General features: G+C 72.8%; 23 protein-coding genes. 10 read left to right on the top strand and 13 right to left on the bottom strand.

What is annotated here, in order from left to right; genetic code table 11:
- Window positions 1-86: 86 nt before the first annotated feature.
- Together ACGFR9_RS31900 and ACGFR9_RS31895 are read right to left on the bottom strand one after the other, a co-directional pair.
- Window positions 87-746: a hypothetical protein gene (locus ACGFR9_RS31900; protein ID WP_393215515.1), complete on the bottom strand. Its 660-nt coding sequence runs from the start codon at window positions 744-746 to the stop codon at window positions 87-89.
- 111 nt (window positions 747-857) lie between these two features.
- Entirely contained in the window at window positions 858-1,217 is a 360-nt protein-coding gene (locus ACGFR9_RS31895) for an arsenate reductase family protein (RefSeq protein WP_393215512.1), read from the bottom strand.
- A gap of 232 nt (window positions 1,218-1,449) precedes the next feature.
- On the opposite strand from ACGFR9_RS31895, the gene ACGFR9_RS31890 reads away from it, so the two are divergent.
- From ACGFR9_RS31890 to ACGFR9_RS31865, 6 genes are all read left to right on the top strand, one after another.
- A complete protein-coding gene (locus tag ACGFR9_RS31890) occupies window positions 1,450-1,764 on the top strand; it encodes a hypothetical protein (RefSeq protein WP_393215509.1) in 315 nt (104 codons plus the stop codon).
- Window positions 1,765-1,942: 178 nt separating this feature from the next.
- Complete coding sequence (locus ACGFR9_RS31885; RefSeq protein ID WP_393215506.1) at window positions 1,943-3,190, top strand: sensor histidine kinase; 1,248 nt, start codon at window positions 1,943-1,945, stop codon at window positions 3,188-3,190.
- Complete coding sequence (locus ACGFR9_RS31880) at window positions 3,190-3,864, top strand: response regulator (RefSeq protein ID WP_393215503.1); 675 nt, start codon at window positions 3,190-3,192, stop codon at window positions 3,862-3,864. Before ACGFR9_RS31885 ends, ACGFR9_RS31880 begins: the two co-directional genes overlap by 1 nt.
- A gap of 170 nt (window positions 3,865-4,034) precedes the next feature.
- Window positions 4,035-4,478, top strand: a complete 444-nt coding sequence (locus ACGFR9_RS31875) for a hypothetical protein (protein WP_393215500.1) — start codon at window positions 4,035-4,037, stop codon at window positions 4,476-4,478.
- 23 nt (window positions 4,479-4,501) lie between these two features.
- Entirely contained in the window at window positions 4,502-5,272 is a 771-nt protein-coding gene (locus tag ACGFR9_RS31870; protein WP_393215497.1) for an ABC transporter ATP-binding protein, read from the top strand.
- Window positions 5,269-7,833 carry an FtsX-like permease family protein gene (locus ACGFR9_RS31865; protein ID WP_393215494.1) on the top strand — a complete coding sequence of 855 codons (2,565 nt, stop codon included), beginning with the start codon at window positions 5,269-5,271 and terminating at the stop codon, window positions 7,831-7,833. Before ACGFR9_RS31870 ends, ACGFR9_RS31865 begins: the two co-directional genes overlap by 4 nt.
- Window positions 7,834-7,958: 125 nt before the next feature.
- Here ACGFR9_RS31865 and ACGFR9_RS31860 read toward each other — a convergent pair whose 3' ends face one another.
- Together ACGFR9_RS31860 and glnA are read right to left on the bottom strand one after the other, a co-directional pair.
- On the bottom strand, window positions 7,959-8,216 hold the full coding sequence (locus ACGFR9_RS31860) for a hypothetical protein (RefSeq protein ID WP_393215492.1): 258 nt from the start codon (window positions 8,214-8,216) through the stop codon (window positions 7,959-7,961).
- A gap of 209 nt (window positions 8,217-8,425) precedes the next feature.
- Window positions 8,426-9,835, bottom strand: a complete 1,410-nt coding sequence (gene glnA, locus ACGFR9_RS31855) for a type I glutamate--ammonia ligase (protein ID WP_393215489.1) — start codon at window positions 9,833-9,835, stop codon at window positions 8,426-8,428.
- 210 nt (window positions 9,836-10,045) lie between these two features.
- Between glnA and ACGFR9_RS31850 the strand changes: the two genes are divergently transcribed.
- A complete protein-coding gene (locus ACGFR9_RS31850; protein WP_393215486.1) occupies window positions 10,046-10,516 on the top strand; it encodes an RDD family protein in 471 nt (156 codons plus the stop codon).
- A gap of 85 nt (window positions 10,517-10,601) precedes the next feature.
- Here ACGFR9_RS31850 and ACGFR9_RS31845 read toward each other — a convergent pair whose 3' ends face one another.
- From ACGFR9_RS31845 to lipB, 4 genes are all read right to left on the bottom strand, one after another.
- On the bottom strand, window positions 10,602-11,306 hold the full coding sequence (locus ACGFR9_RS31845) for a DUF4191 domain-containing protein (protein WP_393215484.1): 705 nt from the start codon (window positions 11,304-11,306) through the stop codon (window positions 10,602-10,604).
- A gap of 37 nt (window positions 11,307-11,343) precedes the next feature.
- Complete coding sequence (locus ACGFR9_RS31840; RefSeq protein WP_393215481.1) at window positions 11,344-11,559, bottom strand: hypothetical protein; 216 nt, start codon at window positions 11,557-11,559, stop codon at window positions 11,344-11,346.
- Window positions 11,560-11,825: 266 nt separating this feature from the next.
- Window positions 11,826-12,791 carry a lipoyl synthase gene (lipA, locus tag ACGFR9_RS31835; protein WP_393215478.1) on the bottom strand — a complete coding sequence of 322 codons (966 nt, stop codon included), beginning with the start codon at window positions 12,789-12,791 and terminating at the stop codon, window positions 11,826-11,828.
- Between the two features lie 152 nt (window positions 12,792-12,943).
- Window positions 12,944-13,744, bottom strand: coding sequence for a lipoyl(octanoyl) transferase LipB (lipB, locus tag ACGFR9_RS31830; RefSeq protein WP_393215475.1), 801 nt, complete (start codon window positions 13,742-13,744; stop codon window positions 12,944-12,946).
- 464 nt (window positions 13,745-14,208) lie between these two features.
- Here lipB and ACGFR9_RS31825 point away from each other — a divergent pair, with 464 nt between their 5' ends.
- A complete protein-coding gene (locus ACGFR9_RS31825; RefSeq protein WP_393215472.1) occupies window positions 14,209-15,666 on the top strand; it encodes a regulator in 1,458 nt (485 codons plus the stop codon).
- Window positions 15,667-15,904: 238 nt separating this feature from the next.
- Here the strand turns inward: ACGFR9_RS31825 and ACGFR9_RS31820 are convergent, their stop codons facing one another.
- On the bottom strand, window positions 15,905-17,308 hold the full coding sequence (locus ACGFR9_RS31820) for an NAD(P)/FAD-dependent oxidoreductase (protein ID WP_393215469.1): 1,404 nt from the start codon (window positions 17,306-17,308) through the stop codon (window positions 15,905-15,907).
- A 197-nt stretch (window positions 17,309-17,505) separates the two neighbouring features.
- A complete protein-coding gene (locus ACGFR9_RS31815; protein WP_393215466.1) occupies window positions 17,506-18,414 on the bottom strand; it encodes a TIGR01777 family oxidoreductase in 909 nt (302 codons plus the stop codon).
- 71 nt (window positions 18,415-18,485) lie between these two features.
- Here ACGFR9_RS31815 and ACGFR9_RS31810 point away from each other — a divergent pair, with 71 nt between their 5' ends.
- Window positions 18,486-18,977, top strand: a complete 492-nt coding sequence (locus tag ACGFR9_RS31810) for a GNAT family N-acetyltransferase (protein WP_393215463.1) — start codon at window positions 18,486-18,488, stop codon at window positions 18,975-18,977.
- A 26-nt stretch (window positions 18,978-19,003) separates the two neighbouring features.
- Here ACGFR9_RS31810 and ACGFR9_RS31805 read toward each other — a convergent pair whose 3' ends face one another.
- Complete coding sequence (locus ACGFR9_RS31805; RefSeq protein ID WP_393215460.1) at window positions 19,004-20,185, bottom strand: MarP family serine protease; 1,182 nt, start codon at window positions 20,183-20,185, stop codon at window positions 19,004-19,006.
- Between the two features lie 315 nt (window positions 20,186-20,500).
- Between ACGFR9_RS31805 and ACGFR9_RS31800 the strand changes: the two genes are divergently transcribed.
- Window positions 20,501-21,313: a peptidoglycan recognition protein gene (locus tag ACGFR9_RS31800; protein WP_393215457.1), complete on the top strand. Its 813-nt coding sequence runs from the start codon at window positions 20,501-20,503 to the stop codon at window positions 21,311-21,313.
- Window positions 21,314-21,329: 16 nt separating this feature from the next.
- Here the strand turns inward: ACGFR9_RS31800 and ACGFR9_RS31795 are convergent, their stop codons facing one another.
- Both ACGFR9_RS31795 and ACGFR9_RS31790 read right to left on the bottom strand, forming a co-directional pair.
- The gene (locus ACGFR9_RS31795) at window positions 21,330-21,848 is read right to left on the bottom strand and encodes a DUF4240 domain-containing protein (protein WP_393215550.1); all 519 of its coding nucleotides are present in this window, start codon (window positions 21,846-21,848) and stop codon (window positions 21,330-21,332) included.
- A 216-nt stretch (window positions 21,849-22,064) separates the two neighbouring features.
- A complete protein-coding gene (locus ACGFR9_RS31790) occupies window positions 22,065-23,066 on the bottom strand; it encodes a helix-turn-helix transcriptional regulator (RefSeq protein WP_393215454.1) in 1,002 nt (333 codons plus the stop codon).
- Between the last annotated feature and the right edge of the window lie 39 nt (window positions 23,067-23,105).

Genomic DNA, 23,105 nt, shown 5'->3' with positions numbered 1-23,105 from the left:
CGCGTGCCCCGGCCGCCGGGACACGGACGGGCCCGCCGCCCCGTGGGGGAGCGGCGGGCCCTGGGAATCCGCGACGAACCCGGGTGTCAGCCGACCTTCTCGATCACCGCCCGGCGGATCAGGAACTTGCCCGCCTCCCGGACCTGCTCGAAGGCCGCGTTGTTCAGCAGCACACAGCTGCCGGACACCGAAGTGACCTCCACCGTCGTGGACTTGTTGTTGTCCAGGTTGGTGACTTTCAGCTTCGTACCGGCCGGGAACTGGTTGCTGGACGCGGCAGGGGCGCCGTCCTCACCGGAGAGGGTGACGGTCGACCCGTTGCACACCTGCTCACCGGAGGCCTGCGCCGCCCCGCCGTCCTCCTCCGCCGCCGGCTGCGAGGGGGCGGGCTGCTCCGGCTGTGCGGGCTGCTGCGGCTGGGAGCCCTGAGCCGACTCCCCCACCGTGCACCCGGACGCCTCCTGCTGGACCCTGATCTGGGCGATGACCGCCTCGCGGTTGGCGATCCGCGCCTCCGACTGCGCGTCGGGCGCGGCCCGCTGGCCCTCGATGAACCTCTCGTTGTTGCCGAGCGCGGTGGCGAGGCCCTGACAGACGGTCGAGTCCGCCGCGGACTTGGTGGTGGCCGCCGGCGGGGTGGCGTTCGACGTGGTCGCCATGACGAAGGCGCCGCCTCCCGCCACCGTCGCGGCGCTCAGCAACAGTGCGAGCTTCTTCTTCGGACCGAGACTTCTCCTGCGCGACATGCGCGCCTCCTCGAAGCGGTAGGGGGGCGTACGCCGCTATGTACGAGATACCGAACGGAGTTACTCATCGGTCGGCCCAGTTCGCCGAAGTGGCCTGCGTCACACGGCGGTTCAGCGGGAGAGGGCGTCCCGCACGGCGTCCTCGGTGCGGCCCACGACCGCCGTACCGTCGTCCGCCGTGATGATCGGCCGCTGGATCAGCCGCGGATGCGCGGCGAGCGCCGCCACCCACCGGTCCCGCGCGCCGGCGTCCCGCGCCCACTCCCCGAGCCCCAGCTCCTTCGCCTCCGCCTCCTGGGTCCGCGTGATGTCCCACGGCTCCAGGCCCAGCCGCCGAAGCACCTCCCGGATCTCGTCCTCGCCCGGCACCTCCTCCAGATACCGGCGGACGGTGTACTCGGCCCCCTCCGCGTCGAGCAGGCTGATGGCGCTACGGCACTTGGAACAGGCCGGATTGATCCAGATCTCCATGACGGACACCGTACGCCGCTCCCTCTCTGTTCGATTCCTCGACTGTGCCGCGGGGGCCTGCCGGGGCCGCTGTGACGCCCTGGCAGAACCCGTGTCCACCAGGCCCTTTACCCGCGCGCTCAGGCCTGCTGATTGTCAGTGGCGGACGGTAGAATGGGAGCAGTGTTCGAGGGAATCGCCGGGGTCGTCATGGACCTCGGCGGGCCGCCCCGACCGCGACAGGAGGATGCCCGTGCCCGCTGCCGCACTGAAGCCGAAGCCCCTGCCCACCCAGTCCACCGCGAAGCGTCCCGTGCTGCTCGAAACGCCCTGCGCCCCGGCGGAGAAGCGCCCGCTCCCGCCGGGCCGTCCGCGGCACTGGTACGTCACGCACAACCGCCGGCTCAAGGCGATGCGGCTCGCCATCGCCCTGCTCGACTCCGGCGTCTACCTGCCCACCCAGGCCCGGGACGAGAGGATCCGCGCCACGGCGTCGCTGATCGGCGTCCACCCCCCGTCGGACACCACCTGCCACATGGTCCGCGCCTTCATGCGCTACAACCGCTGAGAGCGGGACCGGTGCCGGGCGCCTCCCCTGGGGGCGCCCGGCACCGCCGTGCCGCGCGCTGAGGCAGTATGGCGGGGGAGGGCGCACCACCCTCATCCCCGAAGTCGGCGTGCGCGGCCGGTACTTGTACCGGAAGGGCCGCGCGGACACGCCCCGCCGGAGACGAAAGGCACGACGGTTGGCTGAGCAGAGGACGGTTTCGGTCCCGTCGTCCTGGATGACGCCGTCCGGCCGGTACGGACGCGCCGTCGCCCGGACGTGCGACCTCGGTATCGCCCTGGTCGTCCTGGTGGCGGCGGAGTACTACAGCGCCGAATACGACCTGCTCATGGGCGGTCTGATGGCCCTGAGCCTGCTGGCCCGCAGGCGGTTCCCCGGTACGGTGATGGCGGTCGTGCTGGCGCTGAGCGCCGTCCAGTTCGCCCTGTCCGAACTGCCGGAATTCGAGCTGGCCTCGGCGCCCGCCTCGTACGACGTGGCCGTGCTGTTCGCCATGATGTCGGTCGTCCACCACTCCCGGGCCACCTGGATGCCGTACCTCGCGGGCGCCGCGGTGCTGCTGGCCCCGGCGGCCGGGACGGTGGACATAACCGCTTCCGGCATCGAGCCGTTCGTCGACCTCCAGACGCTGCTCATCTACTGGGGCCTGACGCTGACGGTCTGGCTCACCGCCTTCGCCCTGCACACTCGGCGCCTCTACGCCGAGAGCCAGGCGGCCCGCGCCTGGCACGCCGAGCGGGAACAGGAGCAGCGGGTCCGGCTGGCCGCGACCCGGGAGCGGGCCGAGATCGCCCGTGAACTGCACGATGTGGTGGCGCACAGCCTGGCCGTGATGATCCTTCAGGCCGACGGCGCCGGATCCGTGCTGCGCACGTCACCGGACATGGCCGAATCCGCGCTGAAGACGATCGCCGCCACGGGCCGGGACGCCATCGACGACATGCACCGCATCGTCCGGGTGCTGCGCGAGGGAAACCCGGACTCCGGCACCCCGCACCCCGCCGACGGCGAACCGCCACGGCGCCTGATCACCCTCGACGAGATCGAGGTCGTCGCCGACCGCGCACGGGCCGCCGGGCTGACCGTGGACGTGTCGGTCGAGGTCGGCGAGGGACGGCTGTCGCCGGCGGAGGAGATGACGGCCTTCCGCGTCGTCCAGGAGTGCCTCACCAACGTGCTCCGCCACGCCGGAGCCGGGGCCGGGGTCGACATCCGGCTCCGCGAGGAGCGGGGCACACTGCTGATCGACGTGACCGACGACGGAGCGGGCACCCTCGCGGGCGGCGGCGTCGGCGGCCGCTCCGGGGGGAACGGACTCGTGGGGATGCGGGAGCGGGCGGAACTCGCCGGCGGCACCTTCGAGGCCGGCCCCCGGCTCGGCAGCGGATGGCACGTACACGCCTCGATTCCGACAAGGACGGCATGATGGCACAGGCAGACGGACCGATCCGCGTGGTCGTCGTGGACGACCAGCCCCTGATCCGGGCCGGCTTCTCCATGGTGCTGGCCGGCCAGGACGACATCGACGTCGTGGGGGAGGCGGAGAACGGGGCGGACGCCCTCGACCTGCTGCGGAAGGTCGAGGCGGACGTCGTCATCATGGACATCCGCATGCCCGTCATGGACGGCATCCAGGCCACGGAACAGCTGACGCGGTGGGACAGTCCGCCCGGCGTGCTGGTGCTGACCACCTTCGACAACGACGAGGACGCCTTCGCGGCGCTGCGCGCCGGAGCCGGCGGCTTCCTGCTGAAGAACGCCCCCGCCGCGGAGGTCGTGAACGCCATCCGGGTCCTGGCCGCGGGGGAGTCGGTGGTGGCGCCGCGCATCACCCGGCTGCTCCTCGACCGGGTCTCGGACCGGCTCGCGCCGGCGAACGGACAGGCCGAACGGCTGGACGCCCTCACCGCGCGTGAGCGGGACGTGCTCGCCCTGGTCGCCCGGGGGCTGTCCAACGCCGAGATCGCGGGGGACCTGTACGTCGCGGAGGCCACGGTGAAGACCCATCTGGGCAACCTCATGGCCAAACTCCACCTGCGGGACCGTGCCCAGGCCGTCGTGTTCGCCTATGAGTCCGGGCTGGTCCGTCCCTCCCCCTGAGGGTGCGGAAGCGCCCCCGGGTTCTGCACCCGGGGACGCAGAGTCCCCCCGGTCCGGTGTGCCAGATCCGCGGCGTCCGATCTCGGATCCGTGGCCGATGTCCGGCGGGCCGCCGGAATCCAGACTTCTCACTGTCGCCGAACGCGGCCGAGAAGACACCGGAGGACCCGATGAACACCACGCCCACCACCGCCCCCGCCACGCCGGACCGCGGGCGGAACCGTCTCGTCATCGGCGCGGCCACCGCCGTGATCGCCGGTGCCCTGGTCGCCGGGGCGGGCTACTGGTGGCTGGACCGCGACGAGCTCAGCCAGGCGTCCGCCGCCGACTGCCGCATGGCGCAGCGCATCATCACCGAGGCCGAGGAGATCTCCACCGGCCCCGCACCGGACGCGCGGACGTGGTGGAAGAAGACCGGCGACGAGCGCCGCGCGCAGATGAAGGACGGCTACCTCGGGGCCAAGGTCTCCCGCTACGAGGGGTGGGCGCTCGCGACCGCCCAGAAGTCCCCCGAGGCGCCGTCCGCGAAGGACGTGAGGGACCTCGAGGAAGAGACGCGGGGCCACTGCTCGGACTCCGGCGTCACCCTGTCCATGCCGCCGCTCGGCGCCTGACCCGGATCGCGGAGACCGCCCCCATGGCTGCCCACACCGCCGCCCGCGACCGCGCACCCGACGACGACGTCATCACCACCACCGCCCTGACGAAGACCTACCGTCAGGGCACCACCGAGGTACGGGCCCTCGACGGGGTGTCCGTCGGCATCCGGCGCGCCCGCTTCACCGCCGTCGTCGGCCCCTCCGGGTCGGGCAAGTCGACCCTGATGCACTGCGTCGCCGGACTCGACACCGTCACCTCCGGCAGCATCGTCCTGGACGGAACGGAGATCACCGGGCTGTCCGACCGCCAGCTGACCCGGGTGCGCCGCAAACGCGTCGGGTTCGTCTTCCAGTCCTTCAACCTGCTGCCCCAGCTGACGGCCTACGAGAACATCGTGCTGCCCGTCACCATGTCCGGCGGGCGACCGGACCGCGACCTGGTGGACCACCTCTGCGACGTCCTCGGCATCGCCCACCGGATGGCGCACCGGCCCGCCGAGCTGTCCGGCGGCCAGCAGCAGCGGGTCGCGGTGGCCCGCGCGCTGGTGGCCCGGCCTGCCGTGGTCTTCGCCGACGAACCCACCGGCAACCTCGACTCCCGGGCCGGCGACGAAGTCCTCACCATGCTGCGCCGGTCCGTCGACGAGCTCGGCCAGACGGTCGTCATGGTCACCCACGACCCCGCGGCGGCGCGGTACGCGGACCGGGTGCTGACCCTCGGGGACGGACGAGTCGTCCAGGACGAGGACATCGTCCCCACCGGGCGGGCCGCCGCACTCGTCACCGGCCTCAGGGCGGGGCGGCGATGAGGAACCCCTGGCGCGCGACCGTCCTGGGCTCCCAGGTGGCGGAGCTGCTGCGGCGGCCCGGACGGTTCGCGGCGACCGGACTGTCGCTGCTGATCGCCGCGTTCGTCGTCTTCGGGACCGTCATGGCCCAGCAGATCATCACCGCGACCGTCGTCGAGAACTTCCGCGGGACACCCGAAGCGGTGTCGCTGGTGGTCGAACCGGGCGGCGGTGAGGACATCGGCGAGGACCGCCTCCGCGAGATCCGCGAGACGCCCGGAGTCACCGAGGCCGTCGGCCGGCTGGACGGAGGCGCCCCGCTGGACGGCAGCGCCGTGGAACGCTACCTCGCGCTGTCCGCGGACCCCGGCACCGGCGCCCTGGCGGAGGTCCGCCTGATCGAAGGCGCCTACCCCTCCGGGCCGGGCCGGCTCGCCGTCGACACGCGGGCCGCGCGGGAATACGATCTCGCCCCGGGCTCGTCGCTCACCCTGCTGCGGCCCGCACCCGACGGCGAGATCACCCGACGTGTCACGGTCCGGGTCAGCGGCATCGTCCGCGGCACCGCCACGAACGACACGGAGCCCACGGGGTACGCCCCCGGCCCTCGACTCGGGAAGCTGCTCGGCACGTCCGGCTACTCCCGCGTCGACATCCGCACCGGCACCGCGGCCTCCGCCCCGGCGGATCAGGCGCGGCTGACGGAGCGGATCCGGCAGGCGGTGCCCGGAGCGCGGGTGCGGTCCGGGGACGAGGTGCGGCAGGAGGAGGCCCGCCAGGCGGTGGCGGAGGCGAAGGACACCCTGGAGCTGGTCAACGTCTTCCTCGCCGTCGCCGTCGGCGCGGCCGTGCTCGTCGCGACCTCCACCTTCCGCATCGTCTTCGCACGGCGCGTACGCCAGCTGGCGCTGCTGCGTGCCATCGGGGCGACCCCGCGCAGGCTCGCCGCCGCGCTCGTCGCCGAAGGGGCGGTGGTCGGACTGCTGGCCGGCGCGACCGGTGTGCCGACGGCCTGGGGCTGCGGGCTGCTCGTCCCCTCGGTCGCCGGACGGTTCGGTCACGATCTGTCCGTCCCGTCCCACCTCCCGCCGGCCGAGGCCGTGCTCACCGTGCTCGGCACGGGTCTCCTCGCGGTCCTCGCCGTCCTGGCCCCGTCCCTGACCGCCTCCCGGGTCTCCCCGCTCCAGGCCCTGCGCAGCGCGGCGTCCGGGGAGGGCCCGGCGAACGGCACCGGCCGGACCCTGCTGGGACTGCTCTGTGCGGCGGGCGCCGCGCTCCTGGCCTGGCAGCAGTACACCGGACTGCCCCAGCCGGGCGACACGGACTACGACCGGTTCGCCGCGCTGACCGTCGTGGTGCTCTCGGGGGGGCTGGCCTTCCTGGCCCTGATCGCCCTCGGACCCCGTCTGGTCCGGCCGGTGCTGTCCGCCGTCGCCGTGCCGCTGCGCCGCACCGGTGCGGCCGGCCGCCTCGCGGTCGCGGGCGTCGGGGGTGCGCCCGGCCGGGCGGCCTCCGTCTCGGTCGTCGTCGCCCTCGGCGTCTGCCTGGTCGGCTCGACGCTGACCTGCCTCGCCTCCCTGAACGCCTACGAACGGTACCGGCAGGCGGTGGAGGCCCCCGCCGACTTCCGCCTGTACGCGAGGGACGGCGGGACGCTGGACCGGTCGCTGGCCGCCGATCTGGCCTCCCGCCCCGGACTCGTCGACGTGACCGCGTTCCGCACGGCGGAGGTCGTCGAGAGCACCCGCGGCGCGACGGTCTCCGACCTCGACCTCACCGCCGTCCGCTCCGGCGTGGGCCTGACCGCCCGCACCGGCTCCCTCGACCGCCTCGGACCCGCCCACGTCGTGGTGGACGCCGACCACGCCCACCGGCTCGGCGTCCGGGCCGGTGACCGCGTGACCCTGACCTTCGAGGGACGCCCTGTCCGGCTCACCGTGGCGGCGACGCTGCCCGGAGCCGGGCCCTACGGCGGCGACTTCTTCGTCCCGCCCGCGGACCTCACCCGTATGGGAGCGGACGCCGCGCCCACCGCGGTCACCGCCAACGCCTCCGAGGACGGCGCCCGGGGGCGGATACGCGCGCAGCGGGCCATCACCGGGACACTGACCGGTCCGCAGCGCGGCGACGGCCGGGTCATCGCGGAGGACCCGGCGGGCCAGGGCGGTGAGCCGGACGACCTGCGCACGATGGCCACGACAGTGATCATGGTGCTGGGGCTGACCGTCCTGGTGGCGGTCGTCGGAGTCGCCACGACGGCGAGCCTCACCGTCGTCGAACGCACACGCGAGTTCGGGCTGCTGCGGGCCCTGGGCCTCGGCGGGGCGGCCGTGCACCGCATGGTCACGGTGGAGTGCGCGCTCTACGGCGTACTGGGCGGAGTCCTCGGACTGGCCCTCGCCCTGCCGTACTCCTGGCTGGTGGTCCGTGTCGCCGAGACCAGCGCCCCGTTCAGCGTGCCGGCCGGGCAGCTCGCGGCGGTCCTCACCGTCCTCGTCCTGGTGACCGCCGCCGCGGGCATGGTGCCCGCCCTCCGCGCCTCGCGGACCTCACCGACGGTCGCCGTCGCCGGGTCCGACTAGGGCCTGTCTGACAATTCCCGTCGCGCGGCAGACGGGGATTGTCAGACAGGCCCTAGGGACGTGGCGGGAGACGGACGGTCGGAATACGCGCGCCGGGGCCCGGTGAGCGGGCGGCGTCGCGGGGATCAGTACGGCCGGAAGTCGAGGTACCCGAGCAGCACGATCACCGCGGCGACGGACCCGAGCACCACGGCCGTCGACACCCATGACGAGCGCCCGGCCGATCCCCTGTGCTCCGGCTCACCACGGAACGGCACCGGTCCGGGCGGGTTGTCCTTCCAGCGGGCGGCGAGCATCCTGGCTCGCGCCGACGGCTCCTTGTGCACGGCGCCGTCCGCCCACTTGATGTCGAACTCGCGCTCGTCGTCGTGCCTTTCGGACATCCCCGTGACCTTCTCTCGAACAACCGTGTCGGTTCCAGGATCCCTCCCAGGCCGTGAGGAGGGAAGCTTTCCGGTCATCCGGACCACCAAGTGCGCCATGTCATCGGTCGGTGTGAGAGAAAGCCGCCGCCGGCACTCGCAACAGGAGTGCCGGCGGCGGCTCGGTCCTCGGCCGGGGGGAGCGGTCACCCGCTCCGGCCCGGGCGGGATCACACGTCGAAGTAAAGCTCGAACTCGTGCGGGTGCGGGCGGAGCTGGAGCGGCGCGATCTCGTTGGTGCGCTTGAAGTCGATCCACGTCTCGATCAGGTCCGGCGTGAAGACGTCGCCCTGGAGGAGGAACTCGTGGTCGGCCTCGAGGCGGTCGAGGACGGCGCCGAGGGAGGTCGGGACCTGCGCCACGTTCGCGTGCTCCTCGGGAGCCAGCTCGTAGAGGTCCTTGTCGATCGGCTCGGCCGGCTCGATCTTGTTCTTGATGCCGTCCAGACCGGCCAGGAGCAGCGCCGAGAAGGTCAGGTACGGGTTGCCGGAGGCGTCCGGGGCACGGAACTCGACGCGCTTGGCCTTCGGGTTCGAGCCCGTGATCGGGATACGCATCGCGGCGGAGCGGTTGCGCTGCGAGTACACCAGGTTCACCGGCGCCTCGAAGCCCGGCACCAGACGGTGGTACGAGTTCACCGTCGGGTTGGTGAAGGCCAGCAGCGACGGGGCGTGCCGCAGGATGCCGCCGATATAGTAGCGGGCCGTGTCCGACAGGCCGGCGTAGCCCTGCTCGTCGTAGAAGAGCGGCTCGCCGCCCGCCCACAGCGACTGGTGGACGTGCATGCCCGAACCGTTGTCACCGAAGATCGGCTTCGGCATGAAGGTCGCGGTCTTGCCGTTGCGCCAGGCCACGTTCTTCACGATGTACTTGAAGAGCTGCAGGTCGTCGGCGGCGGCGAGCAGGGTGTTGAACTTGTAGTTGATCTCCGCCTGGCCGGCCGTGCCCACCTCGTGGTGCTGGCGTTCGACCTGGAGGCCCGACTTGGCCAGTTCCAGGGAGATCTCGGCACGCAGGTCGGCGAAGTGGTCGACCGGCGGGACCGGGAAGTAGCCGCCCTTGTAGCGGACCTTGTAACCGCGGTTGTCCTCCAGCGCACCGGTGTTCCAGGCGCCCGCCTCGGAGTCGATGTGGTAGAAGGACTCGTTCTCCGAGGTCTTGAAGCGCACGCTGTCGAAGACGTAGAACTCGGCCTCCGGGCCGAAGAACGCGGTGTCCGCGACACCCGTGGAGGCGAGGTAGGCCTCGGCCTTGCGGGCCACGTTGCGCGGGTCGCGGGAGTAGGCCTCGCCCGTGATCGGGTCGTGGATGAAGAAGTTGACGTTCAGCGTCTTGTCGCGGCGGAACGGGTCGACACGCGCCGTGGACAGGTCCGCGCGCAGCGACATGTCGGACTCGTGGATGGCCTGGAAGCCGCGGATCGAGGACCCGTCGAAGGCCAGCTCCTCGTCCGGGTCGAACGCCTCCGCAGGCACCGTGACGTGCTGCATCACACCCGGGAGGTCGCAGAACCGGACGTCGATGAACTTGACGTCCTCGTCCGCGATGAACTTCTTGGCCTCGTCGGCGTTCTGGAACATCCAGCTCCTCCTACTCCCGACCGTCCCGCCGGGGTGGTAGATCGTTCGTGCGGCCAGTGCGGGTGGCACACGCTGCACTCGACCCTAGGGACGGGTCATTTCTCGTGCGTGACCCATTTGTTTCGCACAAGTTAACCGGCCCCTCTCCCACGGTAGCCCCGACGCACCCCGCCGTCCTGTGGTCATATCCGGGCGCAGTACCGTGGACGGGTGGACAACAGGCAAGCAATCGGATCATGGCTCTCCGGGCCCCGCGCGGCCCTGGAGGAGGCCGGTGCCGAGTTCGGCTACCGGGGCGAGCAGCTGGGGCTGCCGGAGGACGGACCGGGCTCGATCGCGCGCCCCGGCCGCAGGTTCGGCGCCCTCGCCGTGGACTGGGGCCTGTGCATGCTGATCGCATACGGTCTCATCACCGACGGCTACGACGGACAGTCGACCGGCAACTGGGCGCTGCTGGTGTTCCTGGTGCTGAGCGTCCTCACCGTCGGCACCCTCGGCTTCACCCCCGGCAAGCGGCTGTTCGGGCTGCGGGTCGTCGCCCTGGACACCGGCCGGGTCCAGCCGCTGCGCGGACTGGTGCGCACGGCGCTGCTGTGCCTCGCCGTCCCCGCCCTCGTCTGGGACCGCGACGGCCGCGGACTGCACGACCGGCTGGCCCGCACGGTCGAGGTCCGCGCCTGACACCCGTCCACGCGTTCGTTACGACGACGGGGGCGCCGGAAGTGATTCCGGCGCCCCCGTCGTCGTAACGGAAAAGGGGTGGGGGTCAGCGGCCGCGCTGGCCGCCGCCCTTCGGGAGCCGCATCCCCTTGGGCATCGGGCCCTTCGGCAGCGGCATGTTGCTCATCAGGTCGCCCAGGGCGCGCAGCCGGTCGTTGGTCGCGGTGACCTGCGGGCCGGTGAGCACACGGGGCAGCTTGAGCATGGTCGTACGGACCTTCTTCAGCTCGACCTGGCCCTCGCCCGTTCCCACGATCAGGTCGTGCACCGGGACGTCCGCGACGATGCGGTTCATCTTCTTCTTCTCGGCGGCCAGCAGGCTCTTCACCCGGTTCGGGTTGCCCTCGGCGACCAGCACGATGCCGGCCTTGCCGACCGCGCGGTGCACCACGTCCTGGCTGCGGTTCATCGCCACCGCCGGAGTCGTCGTCCAGCCCCGGCCGATGTTGTCGAGCACGGCCGCGGCGGCGCCCGGCTGTCCCTCCATCTGCCCGAAGGCGGCCCGCTCGGCCCGGCGCCCGAACACGATCGCCGTCGCGAGGAAGGCGAACAGGAGGCCCAGGATGCCGAGATAGATGGGGTATCCGAGCAAGAAACCGATCGCGAGGAAGACACCGAAGGTGACGATTCCGACAGCCGCGAGTACAAGACCGATCTTCTTGTCGGCCCTGCGGGTCATCTTGTAGGTCAGGGCGATCTGTTTCAGTCGCCCGGGGTTCGCAGCGTCCGCTGCGGTTTCCTTCCTCGCCATGACATGAAGTCTACGTGTCCCCGGAGGGGGCGGAGGCTCAGGGGCGGGTCGCCGGGGACGGGGTGGTCCCGGCCAGGTCGAGCACGCGCTGCGCCTCGACCCGGTCCCTGGCGCGGCGGCGGTCCTCGAGCACCGAGGCCCAGGCGTTGCGGCGGGCGGTGCGCTGGCCGCCGCTCATCAGCAGCGACTCGACGGCGCGCAGCGCCGTGGTGAAGGACGGGATGGCGGTGGCGCGGACGGGCGCGGCCTGCATGGTGGAGATCCCTCTCGGTGCCGGCGGGTAGCGGAGTACGTGCGGTGATTCCAGGCTCACGCACTGGTGTTACCAGTGCGTGACCGACCGGTCAAACGGGCATGAAGGCTCGGGTGACGGGCCCGGAACGCCGACGCGGTCCCGACCTGTGCCCTCATCTGCGAGGACGGTCGGGACCGCGTCGTATCGGCCATTACTGGCCGGTAGTGCCTTGTGCGTGAATTCACACGCGATGGGCGGTGTGCCGGGGACGGCTGCGGGCAGGGTCAGACGGCCTGCGAGGCCGCGTACGCGCCACGCTTCTCGATCGCCATCCCGTAGAGCCGGCCGGCGCGGTACGAGGAGCGGACCAGCGGGCCGGACATCACACCGGAGAAGCCGATCTGCTCGGCCTCCTCCTTCAGCTCCACGAACTCGTGCGGCTTCACCCAGCGCTCGACCGGGTGATGGCGCACGGAGGGCCGCAGATACTGGGTGATGGTGATCAGCTCGCAGCCCGCCTCGTGCAGCTGCCTGAGCGCCTCGCCGACCTCCTCACGGGTCTCGCCCATGCCGAGGATCAGGTTCGACTTCGTGACCAGACCGTAGTCGCGGGCGTCCGTGATGACCTTCAGGGAGCGCTCGTAGCGGAAGCCGGGGCGGATCCGCTTGAAGATCCGGGGGACCGTCTCCACGTTGTGCGCGAACACCTCGGGGCGGGAGGAGAAGACCTCCGCCAGCTGCTCGGGGACCGCGTTGAAGTCGGGTGCCAGCAGTTCGACCTTGGTACGGCCGTCCGCGCGCTCGGCGGTCTGCGCGTGGATCTGGCGCACGGTCTCCGCGTACAGCCAGGCGCCGCCGTCCTCCAGGTCGTCGCGCGCGACGCCGGTGATCGTGGCGTAGTTCAGGTCCATGGTGACGACCGACTCGCCCACCCGGCGCGGCTCGTCACGGTCCAGCGCCTCGGGCTTGCCGGTGTCGATCTGGCAGAAGTCACAGCGCCGGGTGCACTGGTCGCCACCGATGAGGAAGGTCGCCTCGCGGTCCTCCCAGCACTCGTAGATGTTCGGACAGCCGGCTTCCTGGCAGACCGTGTGCAGCCCCTCGCTCTTCACGAGGTTCTGCATCTTGGAGTACTCGGGGCCCATTTTCGCCCGGGTCTTGATCCACTCGGGCTTGCGCTCGATGGGGGTCTGGCTGTTGCGGACCTCCAGGCGCAGCATCTTGCGTCCGTCGGGTGCGACTGCGGACACGACCGGCTCCTAGCGATTGATTCCTCGGCGTGCTCAAGGGTACGCCCGTTGATTTGAACGTCCGGCGGGGTGTCCGCCTGCTGACTGCTGCCAGACCGTGACCCCCGGTGCGGCCTGTGTCACCACGACCGCCAACGCCGGACGCGGCCGATTTATGCCGCCGGTGCCTTTTCGACCACCCGGGGCCTCAGCTCCGCGTGCTCCACGACGTCCCGGAGGTGGCGCTCCACGACGGGGAGCACCTCGGCGATGGTGATGTCGCGGCCCAGCTCGTTCGCCAGGGAGGCGACGCCGGCGTCCCGGATGCCGCACGGGATGATCCGGTCGAACCACTTGTTGTCGGGGTTCACGTTGAGGGCGAAGCCGTGCATCGTGACGCCCTTGGCGACCCGGATGCCGATCGCGGCGATCTTGCGGTCCTCGCGGCGCTGGCCGGCGTTGGACGGGGCGTACTCCGGGCCGTTGAGACGGGCGTCGAACTCGTCGTCGGTGAGCCGGGGGTCGAAGTCCAGGGAGAGTCCGCCGAGCGCCGGGCGCCGCTCCACCGGGTCGCCCAGCACCCACACCCCGCTGCGGCCCTCCACCCGGGTGGTCTCCAGGCCGAACTCCGCGCAGGCCCGGATCAGGGCCTCCTCCAGGCGCCGTACGTGCGCGACCACGTCCACCGGGCGGGGCAGCTTCTGGATCGGGTAGCCGACCAGCTGGCCGGGGCCGTGCCAGGTGATCTTGCCACCGCGGTCCACGTCGATGACCGGGGTGCCGTCCAGGGGGCGCTCGCTCGCCTCGGTGCGGCGGCCGGCCGTGTAGACCGGGGGGTGTTCCAGGAGGATCACGGTGTCGGGCACCTCGTCGGCGAACCGCGCCGCGTGCACCCGGCGCTGCTCGTCCCAGGCCACCTGGTAGTCCACGGCCTCGGCCCCGAAGCCCATCCGCACGAACCGCAACTCGCTCACGGCAAGCGCCTCCCTAGAAGGTCAGTCGGACACGAAACGCGCCCACGCCACTGTACGACCGTTCGAGAACAGGACATCCGGGGGCCGCCCGGGGGGCCGCGTCCCCGCGGTCGCTCCGCACTCCGCGGGCAGTCGTGCCGCAGGGCGATGGGGGTACCTCCCGCTCGAGCGAAGCCGAGAGTGGGGGAGGGCGGGTGCGACGGCACCCCGCTGACGCCGGGCTGCGTGAGACCCCCGCCGAGCAGCCCCCCGGTGCCTGCCAGGCGCCGGTTCAGCCCGGGCCGAGACCCGGAAGGGAATGTCAGCATTCGGGCAATTCTCACACGATCGGATGAATGCCGCCCGAAATCTGCGATCACCCGCTTACTCTCCGCTACATTCGCGCCGTCCGTACGCCCAAACGGGCTGCTCACAGGCAAGTCGTGGCACCTCGCTCAGCCGGAAGGCAGGAGACCGCACCACAGATGACGGAACGACCCGCGCAGCGCACCCCCAACCGCCAGCTCGCCGCGCTCATCGCAGAAGCGGGGTTCTCCAACGCGGGACTCGCCCGTCGCGTGGACCAGCTCGGTCTCGAACACGGGCTCGACCTGAGATACGACAAGACCTCCGTCACCCGCTGGCTGCGCGGACAGCAGCCACGCGGTACGACACCGGCGCTGATCGCCGAGGTCTTCACCCGCCGCCTCGGTCGGCGCCTGACCGCCCAGGACCTGGGCCTGGACGCCTGCGCGCCCGTCTACGCGGGCCTGGAGTTCGCCGCGAGCCCGGAGGAGGCCGTCGACATCGTCAGCGGCCTGTGGCGCAAGGACTCCGGCAGCCACGCCGAGCTGCGGAAGATCGCCTTCACCTCGGCGGGCCTGGTCGTGCCGAGCCGGGACTGGCTGATCGGACGGGCGGACGAGAAGGTGGCCCGCACGGAACCCCCGCCGCGGGTACCGGCCCAGGCGCGGACACCGCTGCCCCGCCCGGCCGAACTGCTCGCCCGTCGCCGCGCCACCGCCGAACGCGGGCCCGGCCACCGGGTCACCGGCGGCGACATCTCCGCGCTGCGCTCGGTCGGCGAACTGTTCCGCACGCTCGACGACGCGTACGGCGGCGGGCACGCCCGACAGGCCCTCGTGCGGTACCTGGAGCACGAGTGCGAGCCCATGCTGCGCGGCACGTACGGCGAGCAGACCGGGCGGCGGCTGTTCGCGGCCGCCGCGGATCTGACCCGGCTGGCCGGCTGGACGTCGTACGACATCGCCGCGCACGGGCTCGCGCAGCGGTACTTCGTACAGGCACTGCGGCTCGCGCAGGCGGCGGGGGACCGGCCGTACGGCGCGTACGTGCTGGTCACGATGAGCAGGCAGGCGGTGTACCTCGGGCACGGGCGGGAGGCCGTCCAGCTGGCGCGGGTGGCCCAGCAGGGGGCGGGCGGGTCCGTTCCGCCTGTCGTGCAGGCGCTGCTGCAGGCCGCCGAGGCGCGGGGGCACGGGGTGCTGGGGGAGGTGCGGTCGTGCACGGCCGCGCTGGTCCGCGCGGAGCGCGCGCTGGAGGGGGCGCGGGCGGGCGACGACGTGCCGTACTGGGCGCGCTTCTTCGACGAGGCGCAGCTGGCGGACGAGTTCTCGCACTGCCACCGGGACCTTCAGCAGTTCCGGGCGGCGGCGCAGCACGCGGAACGCTCGCTGCGGTTGCGCGCGGCGGGGTACGCGCGCAGCCGGCTGTTCTGCCGGGTGGTCCTGGCGACCGCCCGCCTCGCCCTCGGCGAACTCGACCAGGCATGCCAACTGGGCGCCGAAGCGGCCGCCCAGGCGGCGGAGATGCGCTCGGTACGAGCGGTCGAATACGTACGGGACTTCGAACGCAGGCTCGAGCCGTACCGCGACGCGACCCCGGTCCGCACGTACCGCGACAAGGTCGCGGCCTACGGCTGACGACCGGTGGTCGGACCCGGCCGCGCCGCACCCCTCCGCACTCCGCGGGCAGTCGTGCCGCAGGGCGATGGGGGTACCTCCCGCTCGAGCGAAGCCGAGAGCGGGGGAGGGTGGGCGCGACGGCACCCCGTAAGCGCCGGGCCGCGCGAACACCCCCCGGTCCGCATCAGACGTGGAGCGCCCCCGCCGGCGCCGGGCGCGCAAGAACGCGCCCCCGGCGCACACGCCGGCCGGCCGGTCAGGCCGCCCGGGCGGTCGGGGCCGGTTCCGCCCGGTGCAGCGACCGATCCGCCCCCAGGTCCGCCAAGATCGCCCCCGCCGCCCGATGAGCCGAGTGCAACGCCCCCTGCACGGTCCCCGTGTCCCGGTGATCGCCGCACACATACAGCCCCGCCAGCAACCGCACCGGCCGCCGCAGATCGTGCGGCGGCCGCATCGCGGGCACCGCCTCCGGCGAGTGGTACACACCCACCGTCTCCCACCGCCCCGTCGGCACGCCGTACAGCCGCGCCAGATGCATGCGTACGGCGGTGTCGAGGCCCGGCACCGGCGGCCCCAGGACCGTCGAGCTGACCAGCGTGCGCCCCGCCGGGGCGCGGGACGGGTCGACCCGGCTGACGACCGCCGTATGCGCCACCGGCCCGCCCCGCTCCGCGTCCAGCAGCAGCGACGCCCCCGTCCCCGGCTCCTCGTCGGTGGTGTGGTGCAGCACGGTAACCGGGTGGAAGTCCGGCACCCGCAGCCCCGGCAGCAGCTCCGCCGCCTCCCGCGCACCCGTCGCGATCAGTACCGCGCCGCACCGGAACTCCCCGTGCTCCGCGGTGGTCACCGAGGTCGTCGACACGGACGTGACCCGCACCCCCGTGTGCACCGTCCCCGCCGGCAGCCCCCGCTCCAGCCGCCGCGGCAGCGCCTCGGCGCCGCCCTCCGGCACACACAGCCGCCCGCTCGCGAACGCCCGCAGCGCCAGATCCGCGCACCGGCTGGACGTGGTGAGCTCCGGATCGCACAACAGCGCGGCCAGCAGCGGACGCAGAAAACCGTCGATCGTGCGGGCCGGCAGCCCCCGGCCCGGCAGCGCCTGGGCCGCCGTCGTCTCGGGCCGCGCCAGCAGCCGTTCCACCGGAGTACCCGCGAGCCTGCTGAACGCGGCCCCCAGCCGCGCCTGGTCGACCGCCGTGCCCAGTGGCGCGCCCGTACGGCTGCGCGGCACCGACACCTGACGGCCGGGCACCGCCACCGGCCTGCGCGGCCCCCCGCCCGCCCGTGGGGCGCTCGCCAGGGCGCGCACCGCATACAGTGCGCCCCTCGCGCTCCGCGCCCCTCTCGCGCCCGGCTGCACGCCCGCACGATGGTGCCGTCCGTCGCTGTGCAGCAGGACGCCGGGCGCGAACGGACGCAGCACCAGCCCGTCGAGGACCCCGTCCGGCCGTAGTTCGGGGTACGCCGTGGACAGCAGCCGTCCGATCCGGTCGAGCCGGAAGCCGTCGACCTTCTCGGTGGCCATCCGGCCGCCCACCTCATGGGCGGCCTCCAGAACCATCGTGGTGACTCCTGCGCTGGTCAGTCGTCGTGCGGCGGAGAGTCCGGCGACCCCGGCCCCCACGATGACGACGTCCGCCTGGTACGTGGGCTCAAGCACGTGCACCTCCTCGAGGTTGCGCGGGCGCTGGAGACTTCATGCCCTCAACAGGCCCCAGGGATACCCGAGTTCTGGTCGAGGGTAGGGCCGCGCCCGGTCACCCGGTCAGTCGCGCACGGGCAGAGCACGGGCGCACGAAGGTCGCATGCGCGTGCCGGACGGGCACCCTGGGGTGCCGGACGGTCCGCGGGTGGTGGTCAGCGGGCCGCCGCCGCCCTGATCGCCCCCTCGATCCCGGGGAACGCGAACCGGAAACCGGACTCCAGCAGCCGCGCCGGCAGCACACGGGCGCTGCCGAGGACGTCCCCGGCCATCTCCCCGAGCACCGTCCGCAGCACCGGCGCCGGCACCGCGAACAGCGCCGGCCGGCGCAGTACGCGCGACATCGCCTCGGTGACCTCACGGTTGGTCGCGGGCTGCGGCGCGGTCACGTTGAACGGCCCGGACAGCCCCTCGGTGTCCAGGAGATGGCGCAGCGCGGCCACCTCGTCGTGCAGCGCCACGAACGACCAGTACTGGCTGCCGTCGCCCATCCGCCCGCCCAGCCCGGCCCGGAAGAGCGGGAAGAGCCGGCCCCACGCGCCGCCGCCGCGCGCCACCACCAGGCCGGTACGCGAGAACACCGTCCGTACGCCCGCCTCCCGGGCCGGCGCGGCGGCCGCCTCCCACTCGACGCACAGCTCCGGCAGGAAACCCTCGCCCGGCGGGGCGCTCTCGTCCACCGTCCGGTCGCCGGTCTCGCCGTAGTAGCCGATCGCGCTGCCGTTGAGGAACACCCGCGGCCGTACGTCCTCGGGCAGGCCCGCGACGGCCCGCGCGAGCGCCTCCGTGCCACCCACCCGGCTGCTCCTGATCCGCGCCTTGTACTCCGCCGTCCAGCGCCGGTCGCCGACCCCGGCGCCCGCCAGGTTCACCACCGCGTCGCATCCGGTGAGACCGGCCGCGTCGACCGACCCGCGCTCCGGGTCCCAGCGCACCTCGTCCGCCGTACGGGGCGCACGCCGTACCAGCCGGACCACCTCGTGCCCGTCCGCCGTGAGGGACCGTGCCAGCGCGTCTCCGATGAGCCCGGACGCACCGGCCACCGCGATTCGGGAACGTTCCATGGCGTCCATCCTGCCCCTCACGCCACGAAATTCACGGCTGGGGGCGCCGATCCGCCCGTAAGGTGGCGCCCATGTCCGAGCCGTTCATACGCGTCGCCCGCTTCGAAGACGAGGGGGAACTGGCCCGCCTCGACCACGCGACCTGGTCCACCCTGCACGCCGTCACCCCGCCGCCGCGGCCGCCGTACGACTCCTTCTTCGGCGAACGCTCCGGGCCCCGGGACCATCACGTGGCCGAGCACCGGGGCCGGATCGTGGGCTACGTCCGCCTCGGCTTTCCCACCGAACTCGCCTCCAACGCGCACGTACGGCAGATCCGCGGCCTCGCCGTCGCCGAGGAGGCACGCGGACTGGGCGTGGGCCGGGCGCTGGTACGGGCCGCCGTGGACCGGGCGCGGGAGTGCGGCGCCCGCCGGATCACCCTGCGCGTGCTCGGCCACAACACCGCCGCCCGCAAGCTGTACGAGTCCGAGGGCTTCGTCGTGGAGGGCGTCCAGCCGGAGGAGTTCTTCGTCGGGGGTACCTACGTCGACGACGTGCTGATGGGACGGCCGCTGGTCTGAGGGGGCCCAGGGGTGCCGGACACCCCCTACGCCGTCGGCTCCCCGGTGTCCACCGGCGCCGTCGCGTCCGCCGCGCGCCCGGCGTCCTCGGCCACCTCGTCCGCCGTCAGGACGTACCCCGTCTCGGCGTCCGACGTGGACCGCGCGAACACCACCCCGTACACCCGGCCGTCGGTCGTCAGCAGCGGGCCGCCGGAGTTGCCGGGCCGGACCGTGGAGCGGATCGAGTAGATCTCGCGCGTGACGATCGCGTCGTTGTAGATGTTCTGCCCCCGGGCCCGCACCCGGTTGGCGACCGTCGCCGCCTGCAGATTCAGATCGCCGTCCTGCGGATAGCCGGCGACGACCGCCGAGTCGCCGCGGTCCGCGTCGTCGTCGAAGTCCAGCACCGGAGCGCGCAGATCCGGCACATACAGCACGGCCACGTCCTTGCGCGGATCGAAGAGCACCACCCGTGCCTCGTACGCCTGCCCGACCCCGCCCACGCGTACGGTCGGCTCGTCGATGCCGGCCACCACGTGCGCGTTGGTCATCACATGCTCCGCCGCGTACACGAAACCGCTGCCCTCGCGGCCCTGCGCGCCCGCCACGCCCTCCACCTTCACCGTGCTGCGCTGCGCGGCCCGGGTGGCGGCCGCGGTGACGCTGTCCCCGGTGGGCGCGGCGACCTCGGCCGTCGACTCGTTCTCGAACGGGTTGAAGACCTGCGGGAAACCCGCCTCCGTCAGCGCCGACGTGGCCCGCGAGAACCAGCCCGGAGTGGTGTCCGGCATGGTGTCCTGCACCGCCCCCAGCAGCCGTGAGTCCCGGATCGCCGACGTCACCAGCGGCGACGACGACGCGCCCAGCACGCTCGCCACCACCCACGCCACGATCAGCACCGCCACCGAGTTGGCCACCGCCCCGCCGACCCCGTCCGCCACCCGCAGCGGGCCCCGGTCCAGCTCCCGCCGCAGCCTGAGCGCCAGCCGCCCCGCCAGCTCATGGCCCGCCACGGCCGGCAGCAGCACCGTGAACACGGCCGTCACCGTCGCCCGGGTCGTCCCCGGCGTCACCAGGTCCATCACCCACGGCAGGATCCACACGCCGACGACCGCACCGCCCACGAAACCGGCCAGCGACACACAGCCGGCCAGCAGTCCGCGCCGGTACCCGGACGCCGCGTAGGCCAGGACGACCAGCAACAGCAGGATGTCGAGCAGGTCCACGCACGCCGCCTTTCTCTCGGAACCACCGGCCCCTACATACGTGGGGGAGGGGCCCGGTGATCAGTCACGCGCGGGTGACCACCGGAAAGCGGCCGCACGCGCGTTCACCCGGAAGAACGCCGAGGAACCGGACGATGGTTCCGCCGCGGACCGGACGGCGGGTCCTCCGGTTGGCACGGCCACGTCGCGGGCTCGCTCGACCGGACCCACAGTGAAGGCATGCGTGTATTCACAAGACCAAGGGGAGCGCGACCGCGCCGTCCTTCCCGAATATCCCGCAGAATCGTTGGCACGAACCTGCCCAGGAACGTCAGGGTGCCGCTCGGCTGCGTCCCGGGCGTCGCCGCCGCGGTCGCCCTGGTGCTGTGCGCGTACGGCGTCGAGCGGGCCGCGGAGTCCTCGGCCGCCGCCCCCGTCCCCGCACGCAATACGGCCGCCCACACGGCGCCCAGGCCGCCCATCGTGCCGCGCACGGTCTGGGTGGGCGACGCCAGCCGCGAACAGCCGCCCCCGCGCTACGACGACAAGGTCGTAGCCGTCTTCGTCCACCACACCGACTCGCCCAACGACTACGACTGCGCCGAGGCCCCCGCCCAGATACGCAACCTCTACGAGGGCCAGACCAGCGCCCGGGACTGGGACGACATCGGCTACAACTTCCTCGTCGACCGCTGCGGCACCGTCTACGAAGGCCGCGCCGGCGGCCCGGGCCGTCCCGTCACCGGCGCACACACCCTGGGCTTCAACCACCGCACCACCGGCATAGCCGCGCTCGGCACCTTCACCGCCGGGGTTCCCGTACCGCCCGCGATGGAGCGCGCGATCGCCGAGCTGGCCGCCTGGAAGCTCGGTCTGTCCGGCACCGACCCGCGATCCGACGTCCGGCTGGTCTCCAGCAACGGCGGCAGCCGGTACGCGGTCGGCGCCACCGCCATGCTGCCCGCCCTGGCGGGCCACAGCGACGGTTTCATGACCAGCTGTCCCGGTGCCGCACTGCAAGCCCGGCTGCCGAGGATCAGGGAGATGGCGGCGGAGCTGCAGGGCCGCCGGCCGGACGCCGAACGCCGGCCGGAGCGGCAGGAGAAGGCGCAGGAGGAGAACAGCCGGATCGCGGGGGCCGCGAGGTGAGCGGTTCCCCAGGAGCTCAGGACCGGAACCGGTCCCAGAGCCGGGGACAGCGCTCGGCGAGCAGGGCCTCGTTCTCGAAGTCGAGCGGCGTGCCCTCCGGCTCCGCCGGGGCCGGGGGCAGCTCGAGGTCCGGCGCCACCGTGCCGGTGAGCTGCTCGTACGCCTCGTCCGCCGCGTAGCCGAGGTCCTCGCCGTCGCCGTCGATCTCCTCGTCGAAGTCGCCCAGCAGATCCGCGAGCGAGTCCGGATCGTGCAGCGCGCCCTCGAACACCTCCCGCCCCTGGCCGATCAGCCAGCACCGGAAGTAGTCGAACGCGTCGTCGCTGGCCCCGTCCAGCAGCACCCAGGCGGCGCCCCACAGGTCCCAGTGATACGCCCGGTGGTACCGCGACTCGAAATGACGGGCGAAGTCCAGGACCGCCTCGGGATCCAGCCGCACCAGCCGCTCCACCAGCAGGTCGGCCTGCTCCTCCGGATCACCCCCGGCGTCCTCGCGGGCGGTGTCCACCAGCTCCCAGAACTCCGTCTCATCCATCACGAGCTCAAGCATCGGCCCTACGCCCCACGCACGCACCCGCAGTACGGTGCTCTCCCCCCAAGGGGCGCGGGGAACAACGCAAACGGCGGCGGGGACAAGGGCGCGGGGAGACAAGGGGCGCGGGGAACCGCGCGAACGGGGGTCTGGGGGCGGAGCCCCCAGGGACGGGACGGGAAGGGGCGGCGGGGGCGAAAAAGACCAGGAGACCCCCCTTCACCCCCGATACAACGAAGCCAACCGCACGGCCTCCCCCGCGAACCGCTCCCGCAGGGACAACGGAGCCAACACCTCCACCTCCGCCCCCAACGCGGTCAACTGCGTGAACGCGACCTCCTCCGACTCCACCCCCAACACCACCCGCACCCACCCCTCCCCATCGGCCTCCGCCCCCGCCACCGCCTCCCGCGCGGCCACCGGATCCACCACCTGCCCCAGCCGCCGCACCCCTTCCCCCGACAGCCGCACCACCACCTCCCCCCGCAACAACGACCGAGCGAACCCCTCCGCCCGCTCCTCCCAGAACCCCGGCAGATCGAACGACGCCTCCCGCTCGAACCCCTCCCCGCCCACCGCCACCCCCGTGAACCGATCCACCCGGTACACCCGAAACCCCCCGCCCCCGCGAACCCGCGCGCACAGGTACCAGACCCCTGCCTTCAGCACGAGCCCGTACGGCTCCAACTCCCGCTCCACAACACCCGAGCCCGCCCCCATCCCCGCCCCGATCCCCGCCGCCCGCCGATAACGCGCGACAACCCGCAGATCCCCCCACACCGCCCCGGCGAGCACCGGCAGCAACTCCGGCGTGACCGCCTCACGAAACCACCCCGGCGCGTCCAGATGAAACCGCTGCGCCGCCGTACGAGGCGCATCCCGCAGCGACGGCAGCAACGCCGCCGACACCTTCAGCCGGGCCGCCGAGGCCGCGTCCTCCAGCCCCATCTCGCGCAGCGCCCCCGGCACCCCCGACAGGAACAGCGCCTCCGCCTCACCGCGGGCCAGCCCTGTCAGCCGCGTCCGGTAACCGCCGATCAGCCGGTACCCGCCGACGCGCCCCCGGTCCGCGTACACCGGCACCCCGGCCTCCGACAGCGCCTGCGCGTCCCGGGTCACCGTCCGCTCCGACACCTCCAGTTCGGATGCCAGCTCGGCGGCCGTCATCGAGGGCCGGGACTGGAGCAGCAACACCATCTTGATCAGCCGGGCAGCACGCATGGGCCACATCATGCAGGAGACCCCCGCCGAAGAACGGCG

The sequence above is a fragment of the Streptomyces sp. NPDC048584 genome, from assembly GCF_043199595.1.
GTDB classification, from domain to species: domain Bacteria; phylum Actinomycetota; class Actinomycetes; order Streptomycetales; family Streptomycetaceae; genus Streptomyces; species Streptomyces edwardsiae.
This window is presented reverse-complemented; position numbering and strand designations above follow the sequence as displayed.